A 17,736-nucleotide genomic window follows, 5' to 3' on the forward strand; every position below is an offset into this window, starting at 1 on the left:
TTTTCCATCTGACAGGGTGGATCGGTCGAGGAGGACTGTTTGTGTATCTCGAATCCCCGCAAAACCCGCGCGTGAAAGCGTGGGGGGCATTGAAAACCAAGAAGGGGCGGACCGAAGCCGGGCAGTTCCTGGTCGAGGGGCTCCGGCTGGTGCGCGAATTGTTGGCGTCTGAGGTCGCCGTCCATGCGTTGTTGTGGAATGTGGGCGGCGACGAGTTGCCCGACGATGTGTTGGCGTTGTCCGAACAGCGGCGTGTGCCCGTGTATGAGTTGGCACCGGGGGCGTTTGGCGTTGTGGCGGACACCGTAACGCCCCAGGGGGTGGTGGCTGTGGCCGAGCTTCCGGACGTCACGCGTGCGCGGTTGCCGCAGCACGCGGTGCTGTTGGACGGGGTGCAGGATCCGGGAAATGTAGGCACCCTCATTCGCTCGGCGGATGCGTTCGCGTTGGGGGAACTGTGCTGCGGTTCCGGTACGGCAGATCCGTTTTCTCCCAAGGGAGTTCGCGCCACCATGGGCGGACTGTTTCGACTCTCGGTCTGCAGTCTGGCGAGTGTGACGTACGTGCAGCAGTGGCAGCGGGCGTGGCCGGACGGGCAGGTGCTGGTCACGGCGGCCTCCGCGCCAATGTCGTGCCATCAGGCCGACCTGCGTCGTCCTACGCTGCTGGTGATTGGCAGTGAGGCGTTTGGGGTGTCTACGGAAGTGGTCGCATTGGCGAACGGACAGGTGAAAATTCCGATGTCCGCCGACGCCGAGAGCCTGAACGCAGCCGTTGCCGGGGCCATTCTGATGTATGAACTGCACCGCCAGCAGCAGTGAACCGGACGCCGCGTTGGCCCGGCTTCTTTAGCGGTCCGGGCCATCCTCGGAGTCGGAGGCTGGAGGAACTTCTTCATCCGGGCTGTCGGTGTTGAGCCTACGCTTCATCCAATGGTGGATGTACAGGTAAGCTGCCACCAGCACTGCGACAATGAGCAGCGTCGGGATGAGATTGTGACGCCAGTTGTGGATGAAGTGACGCCAGGCCCGTTCAATGACCACACCGGCCAGAATGAACGTGCTCGTCCACAGCAGGGAACTGAGGAGCATCACGGGAACGAATAAAATCAACCGGACGCGGTTGATGCCGGCGATATACGGAACGATGATGCGGATGCCGGCGATGTACCGGGAAAGCACGAGGGTCGGAATGGTGTAGCGTGTGAACATGCGGCTGGCTTTGTCGATGCGTTCTGGAGTCAGCCGTACGTATTTGCCATAGCGGACGAGAAACGGCCGGCCGAGCGCGCGCCCGACCAGGTATCCGAACATGGCGCCGGTGAACGTTCCCAAGGTGGTGGAGAGCAACAACCAAAACAGGGACAGGTGGTACTGCGGTTTTTGCCACAAAATCCCGGCGGTCGTGAGCGTGGTTTCGCCGGGCACCGGGATGAACAGATACTCGAGCGCCAAGCCGCCGTACAGACCCCAATAGCCATAGGTGGACAACAGATGCGCGAGATGATGCAAGTCAGGTGCCCCTTTGCTGTGAGTTGAATCCGTGAGAGTTTGTCCGGATCTTATATTACAATATGTGTATCGCTCTTGTATTCCAACTTTGCAAAAATCGCGTGGAGGCCAGGCGGAAGACCTCCGATACCAGAGGAAACCGCACTTTGACCGAATTCGGCCGGAACACGGAAAGGTGAAACGACATGTTGGATCACGCCCACACCATCTGGGTCAGTCCATTGTTGGCTATGATCTCGGCACAGGTTCTGAAACCCGTGTTCATCATGCTGCAGCTGCGGCGCTGGGACTGGCAGAAGATGCGCAAATCCGGCGGCATGCCCAGTTCGCACTCCGCGCTCGTGGTGGCGTTGGTTGCGGAACTGTGGCTCCGCTATGGCGGCAACGACCCCATTCTCGGCGTCGCCATTCTCGTGGCGTTCATTGTAATGTATGACGCGGCCGGCGTGCGTTGGCAGACCGGTCGTCAGGCGGCCGTGCTCAACCGGCTGTTGAACGACCTGAAGACCAACCATCACGTGACAACCCCGTCAGTTCATTCGCTCGAGGCCGACGGCATTCATCCCATTCCCGTCGCCAAGTCCCCTTGGTGGTTGGTGGACTGGCCCGTACTGGACGAGCATGTGGGTCACAAGCCGACGGAAGTGGCCGGCGGCGTCTTGGTGGGGCTGTTGGTAGTCTGGATCCTGCATTGATTCATACAAATCGAATGCGTATGGGCCGTCGTCGCTGCCACCGCCAGGCGGCGACGTCAAGCCAAAACAGACATGCGAATGCCGCCGCGGCGAGCAGCGGCGGTGTGACGAAACCGAGCCACTGAAACTCGGGAACCGCGCAGGACACGATGGAGTCGCACTGAGTGGTGGTGGACAGGGACGGGATGATTTGCAGCAGGTAATGATACAGCGCGACGAGGAAGCCCACGCCCGAGAGCGTCAGCGTGACCGCACGCGTGTAGTGCCGCTGAAACAAGGAGACGACGTAGATGAGTGCGAGCGGGTACATGCAGATACGTTCGTACCAGCAGAAGTCGCAGGGAATCCAGCCGAGGACGAGACTCCAGAACAGACTCGTCACCGTGGCGGCAGTGGCAATCACCGCGTTGAACCACTTTACGTGTTCCATCAGAAAGCGCATCCTCGCATCACCTCAATCGTTTCGGACCGCCTGTTCCCAAACGGCGGACGTATGTTCCCCAATCAGGACATGGGCTGCCTGGCCTTTGTGAAACAGCAGGGTGGGATAACCCGGCAACTGGACGGGATTGACCACGTAATACACGGTGAAACCGGAGAGGCCCAGCAGTTGGAATTCCTTGTCCGACGCGGCGATGGCCTGTTTCAACGTGGTGTTTTTCGGAAACCCGCAGCTGATGACGATGGGCTTTGCCCCCATCAGCACCGGGTTGTGTTGAAACAGCACCAGGGTGCGCTGACAATGCGGGCACCAGTACGCTTCAAACAGGATGGGTTGGTTCGTGTTCCGCAGGTCCACTGCCTGTCCGTTTCGGTCGACCACCTTCAGGCTGTTCAACACTTGATCTGCGTTGGCGAGCGTCTGTGGATCATACGATGCATCCGGCTGCGCTTTCTCATAACCGGTCAGATTGGATACGGTGATGGCGGGATGACTGAGCCCGCATCCGGTCAGCAGCAGGATGCAGGCACTCATGAGCAATGGACGGATGCGCACGAACATTCTCTCCTTTGTCTGTGTTACGTCATGCCCCCATGGCATGTTTTGTTCTCTTCGCCGTGTCTATCCGACTCTCCTCCGCGTTATGGTCGCAGCCCCTCGTCATCCCGAATTCGCGCCGCCGTCCGCTCACGAGCCGGCCGATTGGGACGGGGCGCATTGCCCCCGCTCAAACATCTCATACAAACGCCGGCGGGCGTCGGCGATGCCTTGGCTCCGCCCGCGTGGTTGACAATGTGACGGCGGCCCGGCGACCGCCGTTTTTGACGCTTCCCGACGTTGCGCGGGCATGGCGACTGTCCGCTCTGCATATAACCGTCTCGGGGGATGGAATTCCGTCCGCACCTGAGAGGAGGGTTCCGGTGGATTCACAGTGGCGACCGTATCAACCATTTCGCGGACCGTTCGATCCGTGCCCACCACTGCCCAAAGCGTACATTGTGCCTCCGAACCAATACATCACCTTCCAGCCCGAGGGTCTGCGCCAGTTTTCCCCGCATGAAGCCTTGAAGTACGGTACGTTGTGGCCGGATCTGTACAGTCCGTACAATCCCCGATACAAGAGGGGGGACGACGCGTGAGCCAGGCCACGCTGCCGAAGGAGTACTACAAATATTTGCACGAGCTGCAAACGGTGGATTTCGTCCTGGTGGAACTGACGCTGTATCTCGATACACATCCGGCCGATCAACAGGCCCTGTCCCAGTTCACACAGTTTCAGCGGCGCAAACGGGTCCTGATGCAGCAGTTCGAAATGGCGTTTGGCCCGCTGCTCGAGTACGGAAACAGTCCGGTCGGCCAGACCTGGACCTGGTCGTCCGCGCCGTGGCCGTGGCAGGTGTAGGGGTGGACGTCGGATGTCAGGGGGGTTCCAGATACACCCATATCGCAGTCCGTCCACAAACAGAATAAAAATGGATATAGATTCTAAATGATCTTCTTTTCCCCTTGGATTCCGCGCGTCCGAAGACCGTGCGTCGAACGGTGACGGAGTGATGACAACCACGGTTCCAAGGGCCTTTTTATGGTGGCGACGGGAAACCATGCGCGCTATCGAATGTAACAACACGCACCGAAAATAATGATAAATAATCTGTTATGAATCGACAAATCGTGAAGGAATTTGGCGAGCGAAGCAGTATTCATATAGATGAAAGACCATACAAGAGAGAACGGCGCGGCCAGCGGTGGGGTGCCAGGGTGAGGGGAGAACGGCATGACGACGCGGATTCGGCTGGGAGACCTCCTGTTGAGCATGGGGATGATCACGCAGGAACAGTTGGATCATGCCCTGGAGATTCAACGGGAGACCAAGGGACGTCTGGGCGAAATCCTCATTCAGGAAGGGTATCTGTCTGAGGAACAGTTCATTGAAGTGCTTGAATTTCAATTGGGCGTACCGCACGTCAACCTGTTCCGATTTCAGATTGACCCGACCATCGTCGCTCTGATTCCGGAGTCGGTGGCCAGACGCTACCAGGTCTTGGCGCTCAAGAAAGAGCGTAACAAGTTGACCGTTGCGATGGTGGACCCACTCGATTACTACGCCATCGACGACATCCGCATGAGCACGGGCTTCAACGTGGAGCCGGTGATTGCCTCCAAGCACGAGATGCAGGTGTACATTGAACGGTACTATGGCCTGCCGGGATCGCTTGAAGAATTGAGCACGTTGGTGCCAAAGGAAGAAGCCCTGGGAGAGCATGTGACAGACGAGGACTCTCCGGTGGTTCGTTTGGTCAACCAAATCGTGCACCAGGGATTGCAGCAGCGGGCCAGCGACATTCATATTGATCCGGGTTTGGAGGAGGTCATCGTCCGTTACCGCGTGGACGGCCTGTTGCGAACAGAGCTGACGCTGCCGAAGAGCATGCAGAACATTGTCATCACGCGGATCAAAATCATGGCGAACCTGAACATTGCGGAACGGCGGCTGCCTCAGGACGGGCGAATGCAGGTGGAGGTGGACTTTCGCCAGGTGGACATTCGCGTGTCCACCATTCCCACCGTGCACGGGGAAAAGTGCGTGATGCGTCTGCTTGACGCCAAGAATGCGGTGCTGGAACTGGACAAGCTCGGCATGTCCCCGGAGAATCTGCGGGTGTTTCAATCGATGATCCGCTCCGCCCACGGGATGGTGCTCATCACGGGGCCCACCGGCAGCGGAAAGACCACCACGCTGTACGCGGCGCTCGGGCACTTGTCCAGTGTGGAACGCAACATTATCACGATTGAAGATCCGGTGGAATACCAATTGCCGGGCATCAACCAGGTACAGGTGAACCCGGTCATTGGCTTGACGTTTGCTCGCGGTCTGCGCTCCATTCTGCGCCAGGACCCGGACATCGTCATGGTTGGGGAGATTCGCGATTCGGAAACGGCGGAAATCGCGGTGCGTGGATCTCTGACGGGGCACTTGGTGTTGAGTACGCTGCACACCAATGACGCGGTCAGCAGTCTGACGCGGCTGATTGACATGGGGATTGAACCGTTCCTTGTGGCGTCGGCGGTGACAGGCATTGTGGCTCAGCGGCTGGTGCGCCGGGTTTGCGATCAGTGTCGAGCGGTGTACACACCCACACCCTCGGAGGCGGCCTGGCTGGAGGCGCACGGTGTACCGATGACGCAAATGGTGAAAGGCAGCGGCTGCGGTCACTGCAACAACACGGGTTACCGCGGTCGTCTCGCCATCCACGAAGTGGTGAAACTGGACGATGAGCTGCGCGGCATGGTGGTGGAAAAGCGGACGGACGCCGAGTATCGGAGCTACGTGCAGAGCCAGGGAATGACCAGTCTCTTGGAAGACGGCATGGCGAAGATTGCGGCGGGGCTGACCACCCTGTCCGAGGTGCTTCGCGTGTCGGGCTGGGATTGAGGTGATTTGGGTGAACATCAATGAACTGCTCATTCGCGCCCAGGAAATGCGGGCATCGGACCTGCACGTGTCGGTGAATTCGCCGCCGGTCTACCGGATTGATGGAGAACTCATCAAAGATGGCGATGTGCTGACGCCGGCGGACCTCGAGGGTATGGCCCGCACGATGTTGACGGAACGGCAGTGGGAGACATTTCAGGACGCTGGGGAAATTGATTTTTCCTACAGCATCCACGGCGTCGGTCGCTACCGCGTGAACGTGTACCGACAGCGCGGGTGCGTCAGCATTGCTGCCCGGACGGTACCGAACGCCATCCCATCGTGCGACGAACTCGGGTTGCCCAAAGCCATCCGCGCGTTCACCGAGAAACCACACGGGTTGGTGCTGGTGACCGGTCCCACCGGGAGCGGTAAGTCCACGACGCTGGCGGCGCTCATTGACCTCATCAACCAGACGCAGCGCAAGCACATCATCACGCTCGAAGACCCGATTGAGTATCTGCACAAACACCGCATGTCGGTGGTGGACCAGCGGGAAATCGGCCTCGACACGAAAGGATTTGCGCCGGCGCTGCGCGCCGCGCTGCGGCAAGATCCCGACGTGATTCTGGTGGGTGAGATGCGCGACCTGGAGACCATCAGCACGGCCATCACGGCGGCGGAGACGGGGCACCTGGTGTTTGCGACCCTGCACACGAGCGACGCGGTGCAGACCATTGATCGGATTGTGGACGTATTTCCGTCCGGGCAGCAGACGCAGGTGCGCATTCAGTTGGCGTCGGTGCTGCAGGGCGTGGTGTCGCAGCGGCTCCATAAATCGCTCGCGGGGAAAGGTCGCGTGGCGTCGTTCGAAATTCTGGTCAACACGCCGGCGGTGGCGAACTTGATTCGCATGGAGAAGAGCCACCAGATCCCATCGATGATGCAGACGGGGCGGCAGTTCGGCATGCAGACCATGGAAATGAGCATCAAAGAGCTGATTCATCAGAAGAAGGTTTCCGAATCCGTCCTTCGGCAATGGCGCGCTGACGGGGTGGAGGTGCTGACGCTTGGCTGAATTCTCCTACGTGGCGCTGGACGGATCGGGCAAGCGGCAGCGCGGGCGCATTTCTGCCGAAACGAAGCGGGATGCCGTGCTGCGCCTGCGGGAACAGCGGTTAACAGCGCTCGAGGTCAACGAGTACCGCAAGCGCGGTTTGCTCGGGTCGCTGCGCGAAGCATCGGGCGACAGCATCTGGTCCATGGAGATTCACTTTGGTCAGAAGGTGAAATCCGGGGAGTTTGCGATGTTTACCCGACAGATGGCGACGTTGATTCGGGCGGGGGTTCCATTGGCGGACGCGGTGCAGGTATTGGCCGAACAGTCGGAGAATAAGACCCTGGGTAAGGCGCTTCGTGAAATTGGCTCGGAGATTCTCAACGGCAACCAGTTGTCGGAAGCCATCGTTGGTTACAAGGATAAACACATTTTCCAGCCCGTGTTCACGAACATGGTGCGGGCGGGGGAAGCGTCCGGAAATCTGGACGAAGTTCTGGAGCGGCTGGCGGTGTTCTTTGAAAAGGAGCACTACACCCGTGAAAAGGTGAAGTCAGCCCTGACCTATCCCACCATCGTCAGCGTGCTGGCGGTCTGTGTCACGGTGTTCCTGCTGGTGAAAGTGGTGCCCACCTTCGTCAGCGTGTTCGCCAGCTTCAACGTCCAGTTGCCGTTGCCGACCCGGATTGTCCTTGGGGTATCTCACTTTTTCGTCCATCAGTGGTATGTCGTACTGGCCTTGCTGATCGCCGTCGTCGGCGGTTACAAACTGGCGGTTCGCAATCGGACAGGCCGATATTGGCGTGATTACGTACTGTTGAAGACGCCAGTGTTCGGACAGTTGGTGCTGAAGTCCAGCGTGGCGCGGATGGGGCGGACATTGAGCAGTCTGCTCAGCAGTGGCGTGCCCATCATCCAGGCTTTGCGCTTGTCTGCCGAAGTGGTGGAAAACGAAGTGATTCGACGGGCGCTGCAGGATAGCGAGGAAAGTCTGACCACCGGACAAACGCTGTCCGATCCGTACGAGCGCAGCAAACTATTTCCGCCGCTCGTGATTCAAATGATCAAGGTGGGCGAGGAGACAGGGAACCTCGACTTCATGCTCACGAAAATTGCAGATTTCTACGAGACGGAGACCGAGGCCATGGTGGACCGCATGAAGTCCCTGCTGGAACCCCTGTTAATGTTGGTTCTGTCGGTCATTGTCGGAACCATTATCACCGCCGTGCTGACGCCGATGTTCTCACTGTATTCCCAGGTGGGCAGCTTGGGCTGATGTCTCATCCAGTCGGTGATGATTTGCTGGCCAACTTCGGTTCAGACCAGCAAACTCACATATATGAAATTCTTGAAGGGGAGAGGGTAGTTTCATGAAGGAGAAGTTGTATCGGTTTGTACGAGCCCGCCGCGATGCCGCGGAACAAGACGCCGGCGTGACATTGATTGAATTGTTGGCGGTCATCGTGATTCTGGCGGTCATCGCCTCGATTGCAGTGCCCGTGGTGCTGAACTCCATCAATAATGCGAAGATCAACACTACGAAACAGTCGGAGTCGGTCATTGCCGAAGCACTGAATCGGTATGCGGCAGATCACGATGGAAAATTTCCTACAGGATCAACGACAAAAATAGAAGGGACACTAACAAGCAGTACAGACGGCGGTCCCTACCTGCAATCCGTTCCAAACGATGCCTGGGGAAATCCTTTCAAAATTAGCTCCAATGGCAGCAACTATGACATTGTCACATCAAGTAAGTCGCCCCACAGGGTTGAATTGACAAACTTGGAATCTGCGCCTACAGTGGATAATCCCACCACGAATCCATAAATCAGGCATCCTAGATGTTTTTCCTGCGGAGAGACCGTAGCTTGGTCTCTCCTTTCACCCGGACAATGTGAGGGGTGAGGAACTGATGTTCGGAACAAAAAGAAAAAGAGTTGTCGGTCTCGACGTTGCAAAGCATGGGATTTCGGGTGTGGTCTTGCAGCATGGAACGGAAAAGGTGCGTGTCGCAGATGTGTTTTCGTTGCCTATGCCCGTTTCTGAGGATGGGACCCCCACACTTAATCCGCACGTGCAGAGAGAGCTGCGACAGGTGGTGGCGGCCCATCGGTTGCGGGGTAAGCCGGTGGTTTTGTCGGTGCCGAACGACCAGGTCATCGTCCGCTACCTGCAGATGCCGGTGGTACCCGAGACCGCGCTGCGGCAAGCCATTGAGGTGGAACTGGGCGTCACCATCCACCTGCCGTTCGAAGATCCGGTGTTTGATGTGAAGCGGGTGCCGGGGATTGGCGCGATGGAAGCGGAGGCAGATCAGATGGGGGTGTGCCTGATTGCTGCGCCGAAAGCGGTGATTGCGGAACGAATTGGACTGGTGAGAGCGGTAGGGCTCAATCCAGTGGCGGTTGACATTCAACCGCTGGCGTTGATTCGGGTAGGAAATATTAAACCGCGTGATCCATCCGAGTTGATGATTCTGGTTCAATTGGACGACGAAGAGTTGGCGCTCTCCATATTCGTAGGATCACACCTGTATTTCGTGCGCACTATGGAGATGGGCATTGGCAGAGAAGTGGATGATCCGATGCTGCTGAAATCTGCGGCGGAGGACATTGTTTATGAGATGAACCGCGTCGTGAACTTTTTCAACTTCAATCTGGGTGAAGTAGAACGACCGGTGGGCGTGGTGTATGTGCATACACTGCATCCCAAGAAACACTTTATTATTGAACAGCTTAACCAACAATTGTCAACGGAAGTAAACTTGATTGAGTTGGGCGTAGTTGGACAGATGAACGACGTCTCACCGGAGGCTTTCATGGCACTCGGGCTGTCCATGAGGAGAGGATACGAAGGATGAATTCAGCCTTCATGGAAGTAAATTTACTGCCTAAGGAGACGGTGCAAGAACGGTACTCTTTCGGTCTGAGAGCAGTTGGGGTGGGGTTGCTGTCCATTGCTATTCTCACATTTTGTATCACTGCCTGGCTGCAGCATAGCAGTGATGTGCGTGAACGACAGTTGCTGTCACAGGCCCAGTCAGATGTGGCAGCAGTGCAGCAGAAGCTGAACGCGGTTCACAGTGCAGAGGGCGGGCAGTCACCGGCTCCTGCGACAGAACCTGCTGCGCAACAGACCTTGGTGCAACCGCTCGTACAGGCCGTCTCCAAGGTGCTGCCTTCCGGCGCGTCACTGACCACGGTACAGTGGTCAGGAACAGCGCTGACTCTTTCGGGAAGTTGCAAGAGCGTCGATGCCCTGGCCGACTATGAAGATGCGTTGGCACGGGTGCCGAATGTCAGTCAGGTTTTGGTCCAGAATGTATCCTCGGGTGCGAATGGAGATTTTACATTTAGCATCAATGCCACCATGACGGGGAGCGGTGCGGCATGAGCAGAGCAAAGTCACAATGGGTCCTCGTCTTGCTGGCTCTGTTAACCATCGTTTCGGCTGTGTGGTTTTTCGTTGAATACCGGAACTACTCAGTCCATCGCCGGAATTTTGACACTGTGCAGAGTCAGCTGTTGCTTTTGCAGGAACAACTGGCGAGAGCACAAGCCAAACCCAAGAACACGACGACTGCTCCTGCAACAGCTCAAGTCACGCCGAAAGGCGCCAATGAATCCAGTCTGATGCGCGAGATTGGGAATGCCGTCGCCAAATCCGGTGCCAAATTGCAGACAGTGACGTTTTCCTCATCAACAACGGGGAATAGCAACCCAACTTCCGGCGGCACGGGGCAGGTGTCCGCCCCTGCTGGGACACAGCCGCTGTATGCAGACATCCAGGCGACTGGAAGTACGGCCCAATTGCTTGAGTTTGTGAATTTGATTCAGACGAGCGATCGACTGTCCGTCTTGCGCAGCTTTACCATGAATGCAGGACAGAATGGACAGACGCTCGAGGTACAGTTCAATTTTCCATACCTCTCTTGAGGATGATTCAGATGAAACGCCTTCATGCCACTCGGCCAGATGGTATGACCTTGATTGAAGTGCTGGCGTCTGTGGTGATACTCAGTATGTTTTTGACAGGCATGCTAATGCTTTTGAACGCCATGTTCGTTACCTCAAAGCTGAACGCGCAGCAGCAGGATGCGACCACTTTGGCACAGAACATGATGGCGCGCATGGAGTCGGAAGGCGCGGCTGCGTTCCTGTCTGACTATCAACAACAGTACGGACAGACGCCCGAGGTGGAGACACTCCACGGGGTCCACTATATGGTCGTACCCCATCAAATACAGCCAACCCCGAGTTGGGCGGCAAGCAGTGCAGTCTATGTGGAGGTGGACGTGTCATGGTCGACGATTCAAGGCGGGAAAACCATCACCAAACAAATTGCCTTGAAGCGATTGTTCGATCAATGACAAGTCTTTCCCAAGCGGAGGAAGGACTGACCTTAATAGAACTGTTGGCTGCACTCGTGATTGGATCAGTGGTGTCCACTCTGCTGGTTTTCGTGATTTCTTATGAATTCAGATCATGGCAGTCGATTGAATCCCAGAGTAACTTACGCAGCAATGTCATATTTACGTCCAATGCCATACAGCAGATATTTCAGAATCTGGTTACATTCGGGCCGGACGAAAATGCGCCGGATGGCGCTTCTTGGATGGGACTGGATGCAAATGGAAATACTGTGAAAATCCAATTAAAAACAACTGGAACCACGGGGCCGTCGAATGGGAACGTTCCAATCATAGGCATTGCAATCACGGATACATCATCCCCTACCGGAGACGGACCGCCGCTCGTGCCGAGCACGGTTTATACCTTCAACGATACATCGTTTGCCGGGACAAATTTTGAGTTGAATGATGTCGACAACGTCATTGAGCTGAACCTGCAGGCTACTTACTATGGGACCGAATCGCCGGTGGTATATCAAACCACGGAGGACTTTACCCTTGGGGGAGGGGATTAAATTGAAGGAGAAAGACAAGGGCTCCACGCTGCTCACCGTGCTCGCGGCCGTGCTGATTTTGAGTACCATGATGACCGCATTGGTGGCCACGTCTGCGCAGGACATGGCCAACAGCGCGAAATTCATGGATGCCACGACTGCTCTGGACAATGCGCGCTCCGGCATGCAGGCATTGTACCAGAAGACGGGCGAAGAATGGGAAAAAATGGGCGGCGAAACAATCACGGATGTGGCAACGGCGATTGCCGACTTACAACAGCTGCCTGAGGCTGTGTCGGCGGACTTCCCCAATTCTGACTCAAGCCGACCGTTCACGCTGGTGAAGTTTAATCTGGCGGATGACGATTTTCAACAAGTCCAGGCGAATGATTCGTCTGCCACCACCATCTGGGCCACGTATGACGTCGTGGTGAGCAGCACAGTGAATCAGGTCACTCGAACGTTGTCGGACACGTTCACAATTTCCGGATCATTTACGTCGGGGAGTTCCAGTCCTGGAGGGGGTGGAGACAACGGCGGAGACAATTCAGGTAACGGGCCCAGTATGACGGTGTACGCAGACGACCACCTGTACGTGCTTGGAAATCCAAAGATTTCTCAAGGACAGATAGAAGCAGGAGCTGTGGACTTTCGTATTACGCCATGGTCGTACTTCTTGGGGCTCTCCAGCAACCAGACGTTTCTTCCCGACTTTACCGGCTCCACGCTATCGGCGGCCAAGGGTTATTACTCCTTTAGTGGATTTAACGGAGATGATTGGCTTACATCGTGTCTGAACAAATCAGATGACAGTAGCCCGACCCAAATTAACGCTTCTTCCCCGCCCCCGTCCATTGCGGTTTCTCAACTGCCACAGTACGAGCATGGGGCACAGTTGGTTCCTTACCAATCGTATTCTCAGTGGCAAACGGACATAAAGCAACTGTCTACAACTCTCAAAAATGTGTCATCTTCGTTTGCAAATAACCCACCTGCGTTTGGCATAGACCTATGGTCAGGCATCTTGTCTCCTTGGTTTGGCGGTGACTCGAAATATGTGGCTCAAGGGGACTTGAATAGCAATCATACGTACTTGGTCATCCAATCTGCCACCGTGAACAATCAGACTCACGTACCAGGGAATTTAGTGGTCTCAGGATTCTTGTTCGGCCAAACTAATCTAAACATGTCCAGCAGTATGCTGGTGGATGGCTCCCTGTTTATACCACATCTCGGCACAATGACAGTCAGTCAACCCTTGTTTGTAAAGGGGGATCTATATGTTCTTGGCGGGACACTTACAGGTACGGCTCCAATTTACGTTGGTGGTCACGTAGTGATTGTCAATACGCCGGGAACCACCAGCCAATTGGATCTCCGTAGTGCTGGGCCCATTATTGTCATCGGGGTACCAACGGCCACCATCAATGGACGCTTGGTCAGCGGTGACTACGTGTATTTAGAGGGAAGTCCAGGGTCTCACGGTGAGACGTACACCGTTCACGGACAAGTGGAAGGAGAAAATGTGATACTCACCAGTATACCTGATTTGTGGGGGAATCCCGGGATTATAATCAATGGTAACAATGCTGGGAACAACAGCGGATCCGGGTCCGATAGCGGAGGCAAAGGGAGTGGCGGCGGTGGAGCCACCACGCCAGCGGTGAGTGGTTTGATGCTGGCTCCGATGCCACAACCGACCACTTCGGTTGGTAGTTAACGTGGATGGTGTTCAAGGGATCCCAGATACGTACAATCCATTTTCGCATATCCATCCCTGACGACCACAACGGCGGGGGTGGATGTTTGTGTGAATTTACGAATAGAACCTCGGATGGAATAACCGAGGTTCTTTGGAGATGACCTCATGTCAGTTTCTATTCTCAGCATGATAAGTGGTCAATCCAGCTGAAGTTGGCCAGTCCCTGTGATCACTGCCGTACCGCCCACGCGGATTTCAGGTGAATCTCCAGGAATGGTATCCACGAAGACCATTCCCGGACGTCCCATGGAATCTCCCTGCGCGATGCGTAACGAATGTCTTTGTTCGGAATTCAGTATTCCTTCCAGAACGAGATACCCAGCCAGCGCGCCATTTGCCGCGCCGGTAACCGGATCCTCCGGGATGCCCACTGCAGGGCCAAAGTCACGGGTGTAAATATCGTATGGATCTCCTTCTTCGGAGAATGTAAACAGATGTGTAGTCGCTGACTGTTGCTTCGCATTCATCTCGGCTAATTCGGTGAGATGAGGTTGCGCAGCATCGATGGCGGCGCGGGAAGCCACGGGGACGAGTAAGTGCCAGTTTCCCGTATAACCAAGTCGAATGGGATAGTTCGATGCGATGTCGGAAACGTTCATCCCGAAAATACGGGCGATTTCCTCGGCTCACCGAATACAGACAACTCGTGCTCGCATATCCATCCCTGAGGACCACAACGGCGGGGGTGGATGTTTGTGTGGATTTATGAAAAAAAGCTGCAGTATCCGGTCCGCGTCAGCAAATGTGATCCAAGGCTGGCCAAGTTTCTCATTGAACAATATGGCGGTGCCGACGGGGAACTGGCGGCGGCCCTGCGCTATCTCAATCAGCGATACTCAATCCCGGATAAAGTCATTGGGCTGTTGACCGACATCGGGACGGAAGAGTTCGCCCACCTCGAAATGATTGCCACCATGGTCTACAAATTGACCAAGGACGCCACACCGGAACAGTTGAAGGCGGCGGGGCTTGGTGAGCATTTCGCCGATCACGACCATGCGCTGGCGTATCACAATGCGGCGGGCGTTCCGTGGACCGCAACATACATCCAGGCGAAGGGCGATCCCATTGCGGATTTGTACGAGGATATCGCCGCGGAGGAAAAGGCGCGCGCCACCTATCAATGGCTGATAGACATCACGGATGATGTGGATATTCAAGACGCACTCAAGTTTCTGCGGGAGCGGGAGATTGTGCATTCGCTGCGCTTTCGCGAAGCGGTGGAGATTCTCAAGGAGCACCAGGAGAAGAAGACCGTATTCTGAACTGTGGTGCGACCGTGCTCGCTGGGTTTCGTGGGATGCACGAGCCGTCGAGTCCTGAAGTACCCACTCCAGGCGTGCGGCGGCGGACGGTTGTGGGACAAGCTGAGGTGTTCTCCCGTGTTCAGTGCAGCCACCCAAAATGAAAAGATCCCCTTCACGACGTTTGAAGGGGATCTCCACTGCCGCAATGCTACTGTAGTAGCACTCGTTGCGGCTAGAGTCTCACTGGTACAGGATGACCTTCAGCGCATTTTCTTTCGCGGCGTTTCCGAAGACATCGTACGCCTGTAGGATGTCAGACAGCGGGAAGCGGTGGGTGATGAGTTGTTTTGGTTCGAGTTTACCGGACAGCACGGTCTTGAGCAGCATCGGCGTCGAATTTGTGTCCACGAGACCAGTGGTTAAGGTGATATTTTGAATCCACAGTTTCTCGAGGTGTAGATCCACGCTCTTGCCGTGCACGCCAACGTTGGCGATTCGTCCACCCGCCCCTACAATATTTTGACAGATATCGAACGTGGCTGGCACTCCAACGGCTTCAATGGCGACATCCACGCCTTTGCCGCCAGTCAGGTCCAGGACGGCTTCCACAGCGTTGCCCTGGGAACTGTTCACGGTCTTTGTGGCGCCAAACTTACGCGCAACTTCCAATCGATTGTCATCCAGGTCAACCGCGATGATTTCAGCGGGAGAATAGAATTGGGCTGTCAGTAGGGCTGCCAAACCGACGGGACCGGCACCGACAATAGCCACCGTGTCTCCTGGCTGAACCTGCCCCTTCAGGACACCGATCTCAAAGCCGGTGGGAAGGATGTCACTCAACATCACAAGCGCCTCTTCATCGACGCCCTCCGGAATCGGATACAGACTGGTGTCCGCATACGGAATTCTTACGTATTCGGCTTGTGTCCCGTCAATGAGGTGTCCGAGAATCCAGCCACCGTCTTCACAGTGCGAATACATGCCCTTCTTACAGTTGTCGCACTTCGCGCAGGATGTCACGCAGGATATCAAAACCTTATCTCCAACCTTGAAGTTATGGACCCCGGATCCGACTTCCTCAATAATCCCAACACCTTCATGGCCAAGCGTACGTCCCTCAACCACCTCAGGCACATCGCCCTTCAAAATGTGCAGATCTGTTCCGCAAATGGTGGTTTTGGTGATTTTTACAATTGCATCTGTGGGCGATTGAATGGTCGGGGTAGGTTTGTCCGTCCATTCTTTCTTTCCAGGGCCACGATATACAAGCGCTTTCATTATTGACACCCTCCTTCACGTGGATAAATATTATAATACTACAATCAAACGCGAAATTGTATCGTTATTTTGGGAAAAACACCACTTCATAGACTGCCCCGTACGCAATCCAGCGCATAAGGTGTCTCACGTGACTTTGTTGCGATACGTTCAGCGTGGTCGTCAAACTGGGATATTGGGAACATGTAAGGTGGATGGAGAAGATCAAATTGTTTCGGGTGTTTTGAGTAGAAATGTGAAGACGGGCGAATGGGTATTTGGCGGTGGATGGACCAAGCCGCCGTCGGGTGAACCTCTCTACTGGGGAATGTGTGCTTCCAGGGGATGGGCCTTCGTATCGGGAGTGGCATTCGACAGATCTATTTCCAAATTGCACGTCACCATGGCCGACAGTGGAATTCAGCAGCAAATACCCGTGGATGGGAATGGATACTTTGCACAATTTATTTCCGTACCAAAGACGGAACATCTGCCCTATCGATGGATCGTCGAGGCTATGACAGAAATGAACACATTTGAACTTCCGCACAGAGTGCAATAACGGGATCCCGCCAAATCTGTTTGTATTGTCCGTGTAATTATGTGAAAATTCCTTTCGTTTTGGGCAGGAGGTTGTATCCATGAGGCTTCGTCTCAAGCACATCGCATGGATGCTAGCGAGCCTGATGATTGTCGGCATTGGCTATTTATCCACGTTTCATCCTTCGTCGAATGTTCCAAAGGATTACACGCTTCCGAATGACAACTTTGACACAGCCACCATGCAACAGATCGAAGCGGATTTGCAACAATATCAAGTGGCACAGAATCCGCACGATCATGAAGTGTACATGGTGACAGGGGGGCTAGGTGTTGAAAACCCCACAATCATGTCGTGGGACTCGGATGGAAACATGACGTTTGGATTTTATGGCCCACCTGGGGAGATCTTCGAAATCCAGGAGACGGGCCAAGATCCTAGATCATGGAAAAGAGTGATTCCGCAGGGGAAACCGGATCCAAAAACCAAGCAGGGTGTGACGTTCACTTACAAGCCTCTTCACTGGATTGAACAGTACAGTTCAACAGGGCAGGTGTATTATAAACTAGTGCCCCTTCAGGCAACCTTGATCTTCTTTTGTTCCCGTAGAAGGCTAGCGTTTCGCCTGTGCTTATTGCGCCAGCGAATATATGCCCGAATTGCGTCAGCAAGTGCCTTGTGGTCCTCATGGTTGCTGCCACTCAGCACAAACTTGCGCAACGGCCCGAAATGACACTCAATCCGATTGAGCCACGATGCGTGTGTCGGAGTGTAGACCAATTCCACATTGTTCTCGACCGCCCAGTTTCGGACACGCTCATGCTTGTGCGGCGAAAAGTTGTCCAGGATGATGTACAGCCGCTCGGAACGGTGATAACGACGGCGTAGCACCTTGAGAAAACGCA

The 17,736-nt window shown here is 55.4% G+C and carries 22 protein-coding genes; 16 read left to right on the top strand and 6 right to left on the bottom strand.

Annotation, left to right across the window (positions count from 1 at the left end; translation table 11 throughout):
• The first annotated feature begins 41 nt into the window (after window positions 1–41).
• Window positions 42–821: a TrmH family RNA methyltransferase gene (locus tag G463_RS0112755; RefSeq protein WP_026975484.1), complete on the top strand. Its 780-nt coding sequence runs from the start codon at window positions 42–44 to the stop codon at window positions 819–821.
• 27 nt (window positions 822–848) lie between these two features.
• Here the strand turns inward: G463_RS0112755 and G463_RS20310 are convergent, their stop codons facing one another.
• Complete coding sequence (locus G463_RS20310) at window positions 849–1,511, bottom strand: DedA family protein (RefSeq protein WP_051322275.1); 663 nt, start codon at window positions 1,509–1,511, stop codon at window positions 849–851.
• 185 nt (window positions 1,512–1,696) lie between these two features.
• Between G463_RS20310 and G463_RS0112765 the strand changes: the two genes are divergently transcribed.
• Window positions 1,697–2,206, top strand: coding sequence for a divergent PAP2 family protein (locus G463_RS0112765; protein ID WP_026975485.1), 510 nt, complete (start codon window positions 1,697–1,699; stop codon window positions 2,204–2,206).
• A 1-nt stretch (window position 2,207) separates the two neighbouring features.
• Here the strand turns inward: G463_RS0112765 and G463_RS0112770 are convergent, their stop codons facing one another.
• Both G463_RS0112770 and G463_RS0112775 read right to left on the bottom strand, forming a co-directional pair.
• Window positions 2,208–2,636 (bottom strand): disulfide bond formation protein B, encoded by a 429-nt coding sequence (locus G463_RS0112770; RefSeq protein WP_035487220.1) that lies wholly within the window; start codon window positions 2,634–2,636, stop codon window positions 2,208–2,210.
• 24 nt (window positions 2,637–2,660) lie between these two features.
• Window positions 2,661–3,203 carry a hypothetical protein gene (locus tag G463_RS0112775; protein ID WP_026975487.1) on the bottom strand — a complete coding sequence of 181 codons (543 nt, stop codon included), beginning with the start codon at window positions 3,201–3,203 and terminating at the stop codon, window positions 2,661–2,663.
• A gap of 365 nt (window positions 3,204–3,568) precedes the next feature.
• On the opposite strand from G463_RS0112775, the gene G463_RS23625 reads away from it, so the two are divergent.
• The 12 genes from G463_RS23625 to G463_RS0112835 all read left to right on the top strand — a co-directional run bounded on the left by G463_RS23625 (window position 3,569) and on the right by G463_RS0112835 (window position 13,744).
• Window positions 3,569–3,787, top strand: coding sequence for a spore coat associated protein CotJA (locus tag G463_RS23625; protein ID WP_026975488.1), 219 nt, complete (start codon window positions 3,569–3,571; stop codon window positions 3,785–3,787).
• Window positions 3,784–4,050: a spore coat protein CotJB gene (locus tag G463_RS0112785; RefSeq protein WP_026975489.1), complete on the top strand. Its 267-nt coding sequence runs from the start codon at window positions 3,784–3,786 to the stop codon at window positions 4,048–4,050. The genes G463_RS23625 and G463_RS0112785 overlap by 4 nt, the downstream gene beginning before the upstream one ends.
• A gap of 372 nt (window positions 4,051–4,422) precedes the next feature.
• A complete protein-coding gene (locus G463_RS0112790; protein ID WP_026975490.1) occupies window positions 4,423–6,081 on the top strand; it encodes a GspE/PulE family protein in 1,659 nt (552 codons plus the stop codon).
• A gap of 10 nt (window positions 6,082–6,091) precedes the next feature.
• Window positions 6,092–7,138, top strand: coding sequence for a type IV pilus twitching motility protein PilT (locus tag G463_RS0112795; protein WP_026975491.1), 1,047 nt, complete (start codon window positions 6,092–6,094; stop codon window positions 7,136–7,138).
• Window positions 7,131–8,393: a type II secretion system F family protein gene (locus tag G463_RS0112800; protein ID WP_026975492.1), complete on the top strand. Its 1,263-nt coding sequence runs from the start codon at window positions 7,131–7,133 to the stop codon at window positions 8,391–8,393. The genes G463_RS0112795 and G463_RS0112800 overlap by 8 nt, the downstream gene beginning before the upstream one ends.
• Window positions 8,394–8,487: 94 nt before the next feature.
• Window positions 8,488–8,946, top strand: coding sequence for a type II secretion system protein (locus tag G463_RS21850; protein ID WP_051322277.1), 459 nt, complete (start codon window positions 8,488–8,490; stop codon window positions 8,944–8,946).
• Window positions 8,947–9,031: 85 nt separating this feature from the next.
• Window positions 9,032–9,979, top strand: a complete 948-nt coding sequence (gene pilM / locus G463_RS0112810) for a type IV pilus biogenesis protein PilM (protein WP_026975493.1) — start codon at window positions 9,032–9,034, stop codon at window positions 9,977–9,979.
• On the top strand, window positions 9,976–10,512 hold the full coding sequence (locus G463_RS0112815) for a PilN domain-containing protein (protein WP_026975494.1): 537 nt from the start codon (window positions 9,976–9,978) through the stop codon (window positions 10,510–10,512). The genes pilM and G463_RS0112815 overlap by 4 nt, the downstream gene beginning before the upstream one ends.
• Complete coding sequence (locus tag G463_RS0112820; RefSeq protein WP_026975495.1) at window positions 10,509–11,054, top strand: hypothetical protein; 546 nt, start codon at window positions 10,509–10,511, stop codon at window positions 11,052–11,054. The genes G463_RS0112815 and G463_RS0112820 overlap by 4 nt, the downstream gene beginning before the upstream one ends.
• 11 nt (window positions 11,055–11,065) lie before the next feature.
• Window positions 11,066–11,488: a type IV pilus modification PilV family protein gene (locus tag G463_RS0112825; protein ID WP_026975496.1), complete on the top strand. Its 423-nt coding sequence runs from the start codon at window positions 11,066–11,068 to the stop codon at window positions 11,486–11,488.
• Window positions 11,419–12,045, top strand: coding sequence for a PulJ/GspJ family protein (locus G463_RS0112830; RefSeq protein ID WP_156900203.1), 627 nt, complete (start codon window positions 11,419–11,421; stop codon window positions 12,043–12,045). The genes G463_RS0112825 and G463_RS0112830 overlap by 70 nt, the downstream gene beginning before the upstream one ends.
• A 1-nt stretch (window position 12,046) precedes the next feature.
• Window positions 12,047–13,744, top strand: a complete 1,698-nt coding sequence (locus tag G463_RS0112835; protein WP_035487212.1) for a hypothetical protein — start codon at window positions 12,047–12,049, stop codon at window positions 13,742–13,744.
• A 179-nt stretch (window positions 13,745–13,923) separates the two neighbouring features.
• Here G463_RS0112835 and G463_RS20320 read toward each other — a convergent pair whose 3' ends face one another.
• Window positions 13,924–14,403 (bottom strand): PhzF family phenazine biosynthesis protein, encoded by a 480-nt coding sequence (locus tag G463_RS20320; protein WP_342663826.1) that lies wholly within the window; start codon window positions 14,401–14,403, stop codon window positions 13,924–13,926.
• Window positions 14,404–14,481: 78 nt separating this feature from the next.
• Between G463_RS20320 and G463_RS0112845 the strand changes: the two genes are divergently transcribed.
• Complete coding sequence (locus G463_RS0112845) at window positions 14,482–15,051, top strand: manganese catalase family protein (RefSeq protein WP_026975499.1); 570 nt, start codon at window positions 14,482–14,484, stop codon at window positions 15,049–15,051.
• 222 nt (window positions 15,052–15,273) lie between these two features.
• Here the strand turns inward: G463_RS0112845 and G463_RS0112850 are convergent, their stop codons facing one another.
• Window positions 15,274–16,311 (bottom strand): zinc-dependent alcohol dehydrogenase family protein, encoded by a 1,038-nt coding sequence (locus tag G463_RS0112850; protein WP_026975500.1) that lies wholly within the window; start codon window positions 16,309–16,311, stop codon window positions 15,274–15,276.
• Window positions 16,312–16,501: 190 nt separating this feature from the next.
• Here G463_RS0112850 and G463_RS22890 point away from each other — a divergent pair, with 190 nt between their 5' ends.
• The gene (locus G463_RS22890; protein ID WP_156900204.1) at window positions 16,502–16,852 is read left to right on the top strand and encodes a hypothetical protein; all 351 of its coding nucleotides are present in this window, start codon (window positions 16,502–16,504) and stop codon (window positions 16,850–16,852) included.
• Between the two features lie 555 nt (window positions 16,853–17,407).
• Here the strand turns inward: G463_RS22890 and G463_RS24060 are convergent.
• The gene (locus G463_RS24060) at window positions 17,408–17,722 is read right to left on the bottom strand and encodes a transposase (protein ID WP_084171657.1); all 315 of its coding nucleotides are present in this window, start codon (window positions 17,720–17,722) and stop codon (window positions 17,408–17,410) included.
• Window positions 17,723–17,736: the final 14 nt, after the last annotated feature.

This window comes from Alicyclobacillus contaminans DSM 17975, from assembly GCF_000429525.1.
Taxonomy (GTDB): Bacteria; Bacillota; Bacilli; order Alicyclobacillales; family Alicyclobacillaceae; genus Alicyclobacillus_A; species Alicyclobacillus_A contaminans.

Bases quoted from the DNA above. Each gene is read 5' to 3' on its own strand.
- G463_RS0112765 (WP_026975485.1), top strand. From the start codon at position 1,697: ATGTTGGATCACGCCCACACCATCTGGGTCAGTCCATTGTTGGCTATG.
- G463_RS0112825 (WP_026975496.1), top strand. From the start codon at position 11,066: ATGAAACGCCTTCATGCCACTCGGCCAGATGGTATGACCTTGATTGAA.
- G463_RS0112830 (WP_156900203.1), top strand. From the start codon at position 11,419: ATGGTCGACGATTCAAGGCGGGAAAACCATCACCAAACAAATTGCCTT.
- G463_RS0112815 (WP_026975494.1), top strand. From the start codon at position 9,976: ATGAATTCAGCCTTCATGGAAGTAAATTTACTGCCTAAGGAGACGGTG.
- G463_RS21850 (WP_051322277.1), top strand. From the start codon at position 8,488: ATGAAGGAGAAGTTGTATCGGTTTGTACGAGCCCGCCGCGATGCCGCG.
- G463_RS0112820 (WP_026975495.1), top strand. From the start codon at position 10,509: ATGAGCAGAGCAAAGTCACAATGGGTCCTCGTCTTGCTGGCTCTGTTA.
- G463_RS0112790 (WP_026975490.1), top strand. From the start codon at position 4,423: ATGACGACGCGGATTCGGCTGGGAGACCTCCTGTTGAGCATGGGGATG.
- pilM (WP_026975493.1), top strand. From the start codon at position 9,032: ATGTTCGGAACAAAAAGAAAAAGAGTTGTCGGTCTCGACGTTGCAAAG.
- G463_RS0112850 (WP_026975500.1), bottom strand. From the start codon at position 16,311: ATGAAAGCGCTTGTATATCGTGGCCCTGGAAAGAAAGAATGGACGGAC.
- G463_RS0112770 (WP_035487220.1), bottom strand. From the start codon at position 2,636: ATGGAACACGTAAAGTGGTTCAACGCGGTGATTGCCACTGCCGCCACG.